This window comes from Streptomyces sp. S6 (genome assembly GCF_054880855.1).
Map to the genome: position 1 here is coordinate 15,710 of NZ_JBTYMC010000066.1, position 11,769 is coordinate 27,478.

The 11,769-nt window shown below is 69.8% G+C and carries 11 protein-coding genes and 1 tRNA gene; 2 read left to right on the top strand and 10 right to left on the bottom strand.

What is annotated here, in order from left to right:
- The first annotated feature begins 1 nt into the window (after position 1).
- A complete protein-coding gene (gene ppc, locus ACVNF4_RS12220) occupies positions 2–2,728 on the top strand; it encodes a phosphoenolpyruvate carboxylase (RefSeq protein ID WP_461802780.1) in 2,727 nt (908 codons plus the stop codon).
- A gap of 120 nt (positions 2,729–2,848) precedes the next feature.
- Here ppc and ACVNF4_RS12225 read toward each other — a convergent pair whose 3' ends face one another.
- The 8 genes from ACVNF4_RS12225 to ACVNF4_RS12260 form a co-directional block, all read right to left on the bottom strand.
- Entirely contained in the window at positions 2,849–3,187 is a 339-nt protein-coding gene (locus tag ACVNF4_RS12225) for a hypothetical protein (RefSeq protein ID WP_461802781.1), read from the bottom strand.
- Entirely contained in the window at positions 3,184–3,690 is a 507-nt protein-coding gene (locus tag ACVNF4_RS12230) for a hypothetical protein (RefSeq protein ID WP_461802782.1), read from the bottom strand. The genes ACVNF4_RS12225 and ACVNF4_RS12230 overlap by 4 nt, the downstream gene beginning before the upstream one ends.
- A 293-nt stretch (positions 3,691–3,983) precedes the next feature.
- Positions 3,984–4,583, bottom strand: coding sequence for an aminoacyl-tRNA hydrolase (gene pth / locus ACVNF4_RS12235; protein ID WP_461802783.1), 600 nt, complete (start codon positions 4,581–4,583; stop codon positions 3,984–3,986).
- Between the two features lie 89 nt (positions 4,584–4,672).
- Positions 4,673–5,257, bottom strand: a complete 585-nt coding sequence (locus ACVNF4_RS12240) for a 50S ribosomal protein L25/general stress protein Ctc (protein ID WP_461802784.1) — start codon at positions 5,255–5,257, stop codon at positions 4,673–4,675.
- A 203-nt stretch (positions 5,258–5,460) separates the two neighbouring features.
- A complete protein-coding gene (locus tag ACVNF4_RS12245; RefSeq protein ID WP_461802785.1) occupies positions 5,461–6,441 on the bottom strand; it encodes a ribose-phosphate diphosphokinase in 981 nt (326 codons plus the stop codon).
- Positions 6,442–6,572: 131 nt separating this feature from the next.
- On the bottom strand, positions 6,573–8,021 hold the full coding sequence (glmU, locus tag ACVNF4_RS12250) for a bifunctional UDP-N-acetylglucosamine diphosphorylase/glucosamine-1-phosphate N-acetyltransferase GlmU (RefSeq protein WP_461802786.1): 1,449 nt from the start codon (positions 8,019–8,021) through the stop codon (positions 6,573–6,575).
- Positions 8,022–8,151: 130 nt separating this feature from the next.
- Positions 8,152–8,222 (bottom strand) — tRNA-Gln (locus ACVNF4_RS12255).
- A gap of 10 nt (positions 8,223–8,232) precedes the next feature.
- Complete coding sequence (locus tag ACVNF4_RS12260; protein WP_461802787.1) at positions 8,233–9,105, bottom strand: hypothetical protein; 873 nt, start codon at positions 9,103–9,105, stop codon at positions 8,233–8,235.
- A gap of 156 nt (positions 9,106–9,261) precedes the next feature.
- Between ACVNF4_RS12260 and ACVNF4_RS12265 the strand changes: the two genes are divergently transcribed.
- Entirely contained in the window at positions 9,262–10,569 is a 1,308-nt protein-coding gene (locus tag ACVNF4_RS12265; RefSeq protein ID WP_461802788.1) for a sensor histidine kinase, read from the top strand.
- 116 nt (positions 10,570–10,685) lie between these two features.
- Here the strand turns inward: ACVNF4_RS12265 and ACVNF4_RS12270 are convergent, their stop codons facing one another.
- The gene (locus ACVNF4_RS12270; protein ID WP_461802789.1) at positions 10,686–11,186 is read right to left on the bottom strand and encodes an SUKH-3 domain-containing protein; all 501 of its coding nucleotides are present in this window, start codon (positions 11,184–11,186) and stop codon (positions 10,686–10,688) included.
- Between the two features lie 124 nt (positions 11,187–11,310).
- Positions 11,311–11,769, bottom strand: a 459-nt coding sequence (locus tag ACVNF4_RS12275) for a YwqJ-related putative deaminase (RefSeq protein WP_461802790.1), incomplete at its 5' end; no start/stop codon positions are given.

Here is an 11,769-nt window from a genome sequence, read left to right on the forward strand (position 1 = left end):
TGTGAGCAGTGCCGACGACCAGACCACCTCAGCCGAGCTGCGCGCCGACATCCGCCGGCTGGGTGACCTCCTGGGCGAGACCCTCGTACGGCAGGAAGGTCCCGAACTCCTCGACCTCGTCGAGAAGGTCCGCCGTCTTACCCGGGAGGACGGCGAGGCAGCCGCCGAGCTGCTGCGCGGTACGGAGCTGGAGACCGCCGCCAAGCTCGTGCGCGCCTTCTCCACCTACTTCCACCTGGCCAACGTCACCGAGCAGGTGCACCGGGGCCGCGAACTGCGCGCCCGCCGCGCCGCCGAGGGCGGACTGCTGGCCCGCACCGCCGACCGCCTCAAGGACGCCGACCAGGACCACGTCCGCGAGAGCGTCCGCAACCTGAACGTCCGCCCCGTCTTCACCGCCCACCCCACCGAGGCCGCCCGCCGGTCCGTGCTGAACAAGCTCCGCCGCATCGCCGCCCTCCTGGAGACGCCGGTCATCGAGTCCGACCGCCGCAGGTATGACACCCGCCTGGCGGAGAACATCGACCTGGTGTGGCAGACCGACGAGCTACGGGTCGTACGCCCCGAGCCGGCCGACGAGGCCCGCAACGCCATCTACTACCTGGACGAGCTGCACGCGAACGCGGTCGGTGACGTACTTGAGGACCTGACGGCCGAACTGGAGCGCGTCGGCGTCACCCTCCCCGAGGACACCCGCCCCCTCACCTTCGGCACCTGGATCGGCGGCGACCGCGACGGCAACCCGAACGTCACCCCCCAGGTGACCTGGGACGTCCTCATCCTCCAGCACGAACACGGCATCAACGACGCGCTGGAGACCATCGACGAACTGCGCGGGTTTCTGTCGAACTCCATCCGCTACACCGGTGCTACCCAGGAGCTACTGGACTCCCTCGCGCTCGACCTCGAACGCCTCCCGGAGATCAGCCCCCGCTACAAGCGCCTCAACGCCGAGGAGCCCTACCGGCTCAAGGCCACCTGCATCCGGCAGAAGCTGGAGAACACCAAGAAGCGCCTCGCCGAGGGCATCCCGCACGCCGAGGGCCGCGACTACCTCGGCACCAGCGAACTCCTCGCCGACCTCACCCTGATCCAGACGTCCCTGCGCCGGCACCGGGGCGGGCTCTTCGCCGACGGCCGCATGAACCGGACGATCCGCACGCTCGCCGCGTTCGGCCTCCAGCTCGCCACCATGGACGTCCGCGAGCACGCCGACGCCCACCACCACGCCCTCGGCCAGCTCTTCGACCGGCTCGGCGAGGAGTCCTGGCGCTACACCGACATGCCGCGCGAGTACCGGACGAAGCTCCTCGCCAAGGAGCTGCGCTCACGCCGCCCGCTGGCGGGAACCCCGGCCCCCGTCGACGCGGCCGGGGAGAAGACCCTCGGCGTCTTCCTCACCGTCAAGCGGGCCCTGGAAGTGTTCGGCCCCGAGGTCATCGAGTCCTACATCATCTCCATGTGCCAGGGCGCGGACGACGTCTTCGCCGCCGCCGTCCTGGCGCGCGAGGCCGGCCTGATCGATCTGCACGCCGGGTGGGCGAAGATCGGCATCGTGCCGCTCCTGGAGACGACGGACGAGCTGAAGGCCGCCGACACGATCCTGGAGGAGATGCTCTCCGACCCGTCCTACCGACGGCTCGTAGCTCTCCGGGGTGATGTGCAGGAGGTCATGCTCGGGTACTCCGACTCCTCGAAGTTCGGGGGTATCACGACGTCCCAGTGGGAGATCCACCGCGCGCAGCGTCGCCTTCGCGACGTAGCCCACAGGTACGGGGTACGACTCCGGCTCTTCCACGGTCGCGGCGGCACCGTCGGCCGTGGCGGCGGCCCGTCCCACGACGCGATCCTCGCCCAGCCCTGGGGCACCCTTGAGGGCGAGATCAAGGTGACCGAGCAGGGTGAGGTCATCTCCGACAAGTACCTCATCCCCTCGCTGGCCCGGGAGAACCTGGAGCTGACGGTCGCCGCGACACTCCAGGCGTCCGCGCTCCACACGGCTCCCCGTCAGTCCGACGAGGCGCTGGCCCGCTGGGACGCGGCGATGGACGTCGTCTCCGACGCCGCGCACGCCGCGTACCGGGAGCTGGTGGAGGACCCCGACCTCCCGGCCTACTTCTTCGCCTCGACGCCGGTCGACCAGCTGGCGGAGCTGCACCTCGGCTCCCGCCCCTCCCGCCGCCCCGACTCCGGCGCCGGGCTCGACGGTCTCCGGGCCATCCCCTGGGTCTTCGGCTGGACCCAGTCCCGCCAGATCGTCCCCGGCTGGTACGGCGTCGGCTCCGGTCTGAAGGCCCTGCGCGAGGCCGGGCTCGACTCCGTCCTCGACGAGATGCACGGGCAGTGGCACTTCTTCCAGAACTTCATCTCCAACGTGGAGATGACGTTGGGCAAGACAGACCTCCGCATCGCCTCCCACTACGTCGACACGCTCGTCCCGGACGCGCTGAAGCACGTCTTCGACCGCATCCAGGCCGAGCACGCCCTCACCGTCGCCGAAGTCCTGAAGATCACCGGCGAGGGCGAACTCCTCGAAGCGCAGCCCGTGTTGAAGCAGACGTTCGCCATCCGGGACGCCTATCTCGACCCGATCTCCTACCTCCAGGTAACCCTCCTGAAGCGCCAGCGAGACGCCGCCGCGGCGGGCGAGCCGGCTGACCCTGTGCTGTCCCGTGCCTTGCTGCTGACGGTCAACGGGGTTGCGGCTGGGCTGCGCAACACCGGCTGACGGCAAGGCGGTTCGAGGGGCGCTCCGGGGGACTGGGGCGCCCTTTGGGGTTGTTGGGGGTTGCGGGTGCGTCGTAGTGCTCGGTGCGCGCCAATTACGGCGACGTGAGGCCGTGAGGCTTCAGCCAGGGGCGAGCAACGCCGGGTACTGGTCGACGCGTTGCTGTATCGGCGGGCCGGTGCGCGGGTGTTCAGGGGGTGTGCCCGGCGGCGCGGCAGCGCGGAAGTGCGGGAAGCGCGGGCGGAGTTCGTGGGGGTGCGGGTGGGTGTGGTGGGTCGGGATCGGGAGGGGGGTGTCTGCGGTGGCGCCGGCTCGGGAGTTCCGGGTGAGTTCGACGTTCGTGGCGGAACGGTTGGTGGGGTGGGGGGTGGTTCGGAGGGAGGGGGACGGCTCGGCGTCGTCCGGCTGCGCCTCGTTCAGCTCGTCGGTCGTGGAGGCCCCTTCCCCTCGTCCCCTCACACCGCCAAGAACGCCGCCGTCACCAACGCCACCCCCGACCCCGCCAGGAGCCAGCCGAGGCGGGTTCGGCTGAGGCCGCCGGCTACTACTACCGACGTGAGGAGGAGGGCGCCGCCGAGGGGGACCCAGGCGTAGAGGATGCCGGCGGGGCCGGAGCGGACGGCTTCGGTGGAGTCGGGCTTGATGATCACGGAGTAGGTCTGGCCGATCTTCACCGCGATCGGTTCGGGGATCGTCATCGACTTGCGCGGGGTCGCGCCTGCCGAGGCCGGGGTGAACGGGCCCGTGCACGCGTCGTCCCCGCACGCGGTCACCTTCAGCGTCCCTCTCTCCCGGCCGCCCGGCAGCATCACGTGCTGCGCCGTGCCCCAGGACGCCCAGACGCCCGCGATCAGGATCAGGAGGGCGACCAGGCCCATCGACACGACCCGGCCGACGCGCAACGCGGACGACCGGGAACGACGGGGCGGGGCCGCCCGGCGACGACGGCGGGAGGCTGGCATGGCCGGGATCATTGGCCATGCCTACGCGGTCCGTCAATGTTGGCTGGTCAGGGGAGGCGGTACTTGAGGGGTAGCCCTTCAGAGGTAGCGCTCCAGGGGTAGCGCTTGGGAGGTAGTACTCGGGGCGGCCCTTCAGTGGTAGGCCCTGCGAGGTAGTCCTTCGGGGGTAGGCCCTGCGAGGTAGCCCTTCGGGGGTAGGCCCTGCGAGGTAGCCCTTCGGGGGTAGCCCCTACGCGGTAACCCTCACGTAGTGGCCCCTCAGGCTCGCCCCCACGTACCCCTCCCGTACCCCCTCAGGAGTTGTACGCCTGCTGCGCCCGCTCCAACCCCTCCGTCACCAGCGCCTCCACCCCGTCCGCGGCCCGGTCCACGAACCAGTCCAGCTCCTTGCGCTCGGTGGACGAGAAGTCCTTGAGGACGAAGTCGGCGACCTGCATGCGGCCCGGGGGGCGGCCGATCCCGCAGCGCACCCGGTGATACTCGGCGCCCATGGACTTGGTCATGGACTTCAGCCCGTTGTGACCGTTGTCACCCCCACCGATCTTCAGCCGCAGCGTGCCGTAGTCGATGTCCAGCTCGTCGTGGACGGCGACGATGTTCGCGAGGGGGACCTTGTAGAAGTCGCGGAGGGCGTTCACCGGTCCACCGGAGAGGTTCATGAAAGACATCGGCTTGACCAGGACCACTCGGCGGCTCGCGGGACCCGGCGCTCCGAGACGGCCCTCCAGGACCTGTGCCTGCGCCTTGCCGGCCCGCTTGAACCGGCCCCCCATCCGCTCGGCCAGCAGATCGGCCACCATGAACCCGATGTTGTGCCGGTTCATCGCGTACTCGGGCCCCGGATTCCCGAGGCCGACGATCAGCCAGGGGTCGGTGGAGGTGGGGGTGGTCATGAGGGAAGTCTCCTTGATACACGGCGAAGCCGCCGCCCCCTGAACAGGGAACGGCGGCTCGGAGCTTAACCGGCGTCTCCGCCGAAGGCTCAGGCCTGGGCGGCCTCGTCGCCCTCGGCCGCGGCTTCCTCGGCCTGCGCGGCCAGGACCTGGAGGACGACGGCGTCGTCCTCGACGGCCAGGCTCACACCGGCGGGCAGCTTGATGTCCTTGGCGAGGACGGAGGCACCGGCCTCCAGGCCCGCGATGGAGACGGTGACGGCCTCGGGGATGTGCGTCGCCTCGGCCTCGACCGGCAGCGCGTTGAGGACGTGCTCCAGCAGGTAGTTGCCGGCGGCGAGGTCACCCTCGGTCTGCACGGGGACCTCGACGTTGACCTTCTCGCCACGCTTGACGAGCAGCAGGTCGACGTGGACCAGGAAGCCCTTGATCGCGTCGCGCTGGACGGCCTTCGGGATCGCCAGCTCGTTGCCCTTGCCGTCGATGTCCAGGGAGATCAGGACGTTCGGCGTGCGCAGCGCGAGCAGCAGCTCGTGGCCCGGGAGGGTGAGGTGCTGGGGCTCGGTGCCGTGCCCGTAAAGGACGACCGGGACCTTGTTCTCACGGCGGATGCTGCGGGCGGCACCCTTACCGAAGGCGGTGCGGGTCTCAGCGGCGAGCTTGACCTCGGACATGGGGATCAACTCCTCGTACAGGTAGTAGACGGTCGGGTCACCCGGCCATGTACAACGGCCTGCTACGAAGAGCGCGTCGATAACGGACCGCCGTTCCCGTGAATGAGAACGGCCTCCCTCGCCGAGCAACTTTCGCAGCATACTCGGGGAGAGAGGCCGTACCCAAAACGATCAGAGATCGGTCACTCTGCAGTGCAGAAACCTCACTGCTCGTCGAAGAGGCTCGTCACCGAACCGTCCTCGAACACCTCACGCACCGCGCTCGCGATGGTCGGCGCGATGGAGAGCACCGTCATCTTGTCGAGGTCGGCGGCCAGCTCGCCCGGCGTCGGCAGCGTGTTCGTGAACACGAACTCGCTCACCCGGGAGTTCTTCAGCCGGTCGGCGGCCGGACCGGACAGCACACCGTGCGTCGCCGTCACGATGACGTCCTCCGCACCGTGCGCGAACAACGCGTCCGCCGCCGCGCAGATCGTGCCGCCCGTGTCGATCATGTCGTCGACCAGGACACACACGCGGCCCTTGACCTCACCCACGACCTCGTGGACGGTCACCTGGTTCGCGACGTCCTTGTCCCGCCGCTTGTGGACGATCGCCAGCGGCGCACCGAGCCGGTCGCACCAGCGGTCGGCCACGCGCACGCGGCCCGCGTCCGGCGAGACGACCGTCAGCTTGTCGCGGTCGACCTTCGCGCCCACGTAGTCCGCGAGGAGCGGCAGCGCGAAGAGGTGGTCGACCGGGCCGTCGAAGAAGCCCTGGATCTGGTCGGTGTGCAGGTCGACCGTCAGGATCCGGTCCGCGCCCGCCGTCTTCATCAGGTCCGCGATCAGGCGGGCCGAGATCGGCTCACGGCCGCGGTGCTTCTTGTCCTGGCGGGCGTAGCCGTAGAACGGCACGATCACCGTGATCGACCGCGCCGACGCGCGCTTCAGCGCGTCGATCATGATCAGCTGCTCCATGATCCACTGGTTGATCGGAGCCGTGTGGCTCTGGATCACGAAGCAGTCGGCGCCGCGCGCCGACTCCTCGTAGCGGACGTAGATCTCGCCGTTCGCGAAGTCGAAGGCTTTGGTCGGGACGACCCCGACCCCCAGCTGGTGGGCGACCTCCTCGGCAAGCTCGGGGTGGGCGCGGCCGGAGAAGAACATCATCTTCTTCTCGCCGGTCGTCTTGTTCCCGGTCACAGCACTGTCTCCTCAGAGGTGTCTCAGCCGCGCGACGCCGTGTTCACAACTGGGCGTGAGGGAGCGTCTCAGCTGGTGGGTGCGGGTGTGCACTTATCACGGTACGCCCTGTTCGGCGCAGCCGTTTTCGGTCAGCTTTCGCCTTCGCCTTGCCGGGACGCCGCCTCGGCGGCTTTCGCCGCGGCGCTTCCCGGACGCTTTCGGGCCACCCAGCCCTCGATATTCCGCTGCTGGCCACGGGCCACGGCCAGCGAACCGGGCGGTACGTCCTTCGTGATCACGGAGCCCGCGGCGGTGTACGCGCCGTCCCCGACCGTGACCGGTGCCACAAACATGTTGTCCGAACCCGTCTTGCAGTGCGAGCCCACGGTCGTGTGGTGCTTGCTCTCGCCGTCGTAGTTCACGAACACGCTCGCGGCGCCGATGTTGCTGAAATCACCGATCGTCGCGTCGCCCACGTACGACAGGTGGGGGACCTTCGTGCCTTCGCCGATGGAGGCGTTCTTGGTCTCCACATACGTACCGATCTTGCCCCTCGCACCCAGCCGGGTGCCGGGGCGCAGGTACGCGTACGGACCGACGCTCGCGCCCTCCCCGATCGTCGAGGAGACGGCGACGGTGTTGTCGACGCGCGCGCCCGCGCCGACCCGGGTGTCCGTCAGCCGGGTGTTCGGCCCGACCTCGGCGCCCTCGCCGATGTGCGTGGCCCCCTGGAGCTGGGTGCCCGGGTTGACGACGGCGTCCTGGCCGAACGTCACCGTCACGTCGACCCACGTCGTCGCCGGGTCGACGACCGTGACGCCGTCCAGCATCGCCTGCGTGAGGAGGCGGTCGTTGAGGGTGCGGCGTGCCTCGCTGAGCTGGACGCGGTTGTTGATGCCGGCGATCTCGCGGTGGTCGCGGGCGACCGAGGCGCCGACCCGGTGCCCCGCCTCGCGCAGGATCCCCAGCACGTCCGTCAGGTACTCCTCGCCCTGGCTGTTGTCCGTCCGCACCTTCTTCAGCGCGTCCGCCAGCAACTGCCCGTCGAACGCGAACACCCCGGAGTTGATCTCCCGGATCGCCCGCTGCTCCTCGGAGGCGTCCTTGTGCTCGACGATCGCGGTGACGGCGCCCGTGCCGCCGTCCCTGACGATCCGTCCGTACCCCGTCGCGTCCGGCACCTGCGCCGTCAGCACCGTCACCGCGTTCCCGTTGGTGTGGTGAGTGGCCGCCAGCTCGCCGAGCGTCGCACCCGTCAGCAGGGGGGTGTCCCCGCAGACGACGACGACCGTCCCGCCGACCTCGCCACCGAGCTCCTCCAGCGCCATGCGGACGGCGTGACCCGTGCCGTTCTGCTGCTCCTGGACGGCCGTGCGGACGGCGGCGCTGTTCTCCGCGAGGTGTGCCGTCACCTTCTCGCGCGCGTGCCCCACGACCACGACCAGGTTCTCCGGGTCCAACTCCTGCGCGGCGGCGAGCACATGGCCCACCAGCGTCCTTCCGCACAGCTCGTGCAGAACCTTCGGAGTGGCCGACTTCATACGGGTGCCCTCACCCGCTGCGAGAACGACGACGGCTGCCGGGCGGATGGCGCTCACGGAGTTGCCCTTCGGCTTTGTGTGGGTGGGGACATCCGAAGGATACCGGGGCGTTTCCCGGAGGACATGGGAGCGGGTCCTGACTGGACTGAACCGGTCAGGACCCGAACTGGGGATATGTGTGGTGTAGCTCCCGGAGAAGGATTCGAACCCTCATTCAACGGACCAAAACCGTTTGTCCTGCCCTTAGACGATCCGGGATGGATTGCCCCTATGTCCGATTCTCTAGGTCGGACGCAGTTGCAGCCCCTACTATGCCGCACCAGGCGCCTTCGATGCGACGGTACAGATCCGCTCCCTTGAGGACGCGGACCGTCAGGCAGCCGTGATACGCGTTGCCGACGTTCTTTCGGACTGTCTTGGGGTTGTGCTTCTTCACGTTCGTCTTGGTGAACGAGGCGGCCTCGATGCCGAGTAGGTCGGCCCAGTAGCGCTCGGCGTCCGCGATGTCGGCGTTCTCATGGATCATGACGGTGAACCGGAGCCGCTCGGGTTCCACTTGGAGCAGGTTCAGCCAGGCCAGATAAACCTTGATCATGCCTGGGTCGCTGTTGACGAAGATGACGCTCTCCCTGCGGGCGTACGGCTTGTCCTTGCTGCCTTCCGCCCAGTAGAGCCCGACGCCGATCAGGAACAGCTCGCGATCCGACAGATTGCCGATCTGTTCCGTCGCCGCGGACTTCGCTCGCTGCCGTTCCTCATCCCGTACCGCCAGCTCGTGCTCCCACCTCTTCCGGTTGGCCAGCCTCGCCTGCTCCGCGGAGTCGCGGCGCTCCGGCTTCGGCAGATCCCGTACCCACAGCGATATCGAACTCTTCGAGCACCCCAGCTCCACCTGGATCTGGTCGTACGTCCAGCCCTGGAGGCGGAGTTCGCGGGCTTGGTCGCGGAGGTCGTCCTTGGCGTTGGGGCGCTTCGTCCACTCGGGGGCGGGCTCGCCGTCGAGGAGGCGGTTGAGGAGGTCGTTGTTGTCGACGTGGAGGCGGTCGCGGATCTGGCGGCGGCTGAGGCCGGATCGGCGTAGGGCCACTGCCTGGGTCCGCAGGCCCTCGAAGTCGGTGTACTTGTCTGGTGCATGTGCCATGGGCATACCGTGCGCCCGGAATTGATCATTCCGGCAAGGGGATCGACATAGCTCATCTGTTCGATCCGGTGAGGGTCGGTGTTCGATCGGTGTCCGAGAGGGCGCGGTGCGGAAAGTTTCCGGAAAACGGGGGGAGGGCGACCGTAGGCTGGAGGCATGACCAGGACGGGGGAAGAGGTGGCTGCGGGCCGGGCAGGGCCGTGGTGGTGGGGGCGGCGGCGCAGTGCCGCGTTCGACGCGGGGCTGGGGCTCGCCTCGATGGTCGAGTGCGGGGCGGAGGGCGTGCCGTTCGCCAGGGACGCGGGGATTCCGCTGTGGGCGGGCGTGGTGTTCGGGGTCGTCGCCGGGAGCGTGCTCGTCGTCCGGCGGAAGTGGCCGATCGCCGTGGTGCTGGTTTCGATCGCCATCACCCCGGCGCAGATGGGGTTCCTGATGGGGCTCGTCGGGCTGTACACGCTGGCCGCGTCCGAACTGCCCCGGCGGATCATCGGATCCCTCGCCGGCATGTCGATGATGGGGATGCTGGTCGTGACGTTCGTCCGGCTGAAGCAGCTCGGGGAGGGGGGTCTGACGATCGGCGACTGGTTCGTGCCGTTCGCCTCGATCGCGACCGCCCTCGGGATGACCGCGCCGCCCGTCCTGCTCGGCCTCTACATCGGGGCCCGGCGGCGGCTGATGGAGAGCCTGCGGGAGCGGGCGGACAGCCTGGAGCGCGAGTTGCAGCTGCTCGCTGAGCGCGCGGAGGAGCGCGCGGAGTGGGCGCGGGGGGAGGAGCGGACGCGGATCGCCCGGGAGATGCACGACGTGGTCGCGCACCGGGTGAGCCTCATGGTCGTCCACGCCGCCGCGTTGCAGGCGGTCGCCCGGAAGGATCCGGAGAAGGCCGTGCGCAACGCCGCGCTGGTGGGGGACATGGGGCGACAGGCGCTGACGGAACTGCGGGAGATGCTGGGGGTGTTGCGCAGCGGGGGTGAGCGGACGGTGTCGTCCCCCGGAGGGCTGCCGCTGGCCGCCGTGGGCGCTGCCGCTGCCGCCGCCGCTTTCCGGGCCGTCGAGGAGGGGGAGGGGCCCTGCCTCGCGGACGTCGAGGAGCTGATCGGGCAGTCGGCTGCCGCCGGGATGGTGGTGGCGCTGTCGGTGGAGGGGGAGGTGCGCGCCTACGTCGCCGAGATCGAGCAGACCGCGTTCCGGGTGGTGCAGGAGGCGCTGACCAACGTCCACAAGCACGCCGCCGGGGCCAAGACGTACGTGCGGCTGGCGCATCGGGACGAGGAGATCGCGATGCAGGTGGAGAACGAGCCGCCGTCGGAGGCGGGGTCGGCGTCCGCCGCCCGGCTGCCGTCCGGGGGGAACGGGCTGGTCGGGATGAAGGAGCGGGTGGTGGGGCTGGGCGGGGTGTTCGTGTCGGGGCCCACGGAGGCCGGGGGGTTTCGGGTGTCGGCGGTGATTCCTGCGGGGCGGTGAGGTGAGAAGGGTGCTGGTCAAGGGGTGTGCCTTTTGTGCTCGTACCCCTTCATCGTTTCGGCGCCGCGACCCGGTTCACGATTCGCCCGACTTTTCGAATCCCCCTTTTCCGCCCCTCACCCCTCCGTCGTCAGCCGGATCGGGTGCGTCCCCGATATGAGTGCGCCCAGCGCCTGGTCGATGGTGTGGCCGAGGTACCAGTCGCCGGTGTGGTCCAGGGCGTAGATCCGGGCGGCCGTGTCGATGGCGAGGAGGGTGTGGGTGTCGGGCTCGGCGCCGAGGGGGGACAGGTCGGTGGCGAGGGCTCTGCCGAGGTCGCAGAGGGTGCGGGCCTGGTGGAGGCCGTGCAGGGGGTCGAGGTGGAAGACCGCGGGGGCGATCTGCCGGCCCGGGCCGATGGGCGCGATGTGCAGGCCGCCGAACTCCGCCCACGCCTCGACCGCCGCCGGGAAGACGGCGTGCCGGTGGCCCGCCGGGGAGACGTGCTCGCGCAGGGTGTCGGCCCAGAACTCGGCCTGTTTGATGTCCCAGCGCCCCGGGAGCCAGCCCGCTTTGCGCAGGGCGGCGTCCACGGGGACCGGGAAGCGGGTGGTCGAGGTGCGGTCGGTGTGGTGCATCTGCCGTTCGTTCGTCGAGGCCGGGGCGGTGGTGCGGAGTCCCGGGTGGTGCGGGGGTTCCTGGTGATGTTGACGCTTTTGCCGGGGCTGTGGTTCACACAGACGGCTACAGCGTCGTACGTGGCTAGTCCTCGGACGTCTCGACGACGCGGATGCTGAAGTGGGCCGTGAGGGCGGTGCAGGCGCGGCAGGGGGGTGCGAAGGTGCCGTGCAGGGGGTCGCCGTCCTCGCGGATGTGGCGGGTGGTGAGTTTGGCTTGCTTGAGGGCCTTGCGGGCCTCGCCGTTGGTCATGGGCTTGCGGGCGGCGCGGCGGCTGCGGGTCTCGTCGGCGGCCGTGATGTGCCGGGAGATGAGGAGCGCCTCGGCGCAGCGGCCGGTGAAGCGGTCGCGGCGGTCGCTGGGGAGCGTGTCGAGGAAGTCCTGGACGAGGTGGTGCAGCGGCGGGGGCTGGTCGCCGCGGGCGGCGGTGCCGGTGAGGGTGGCGCCGCGGACGGAGAGCGCGGCGGCGACGGTCGGGAGTATGCCGTCCCGGCGGTGGCGGAGCGCGGGGACGTGGGGGGTGTCGGCGGACCAGCCGATGCG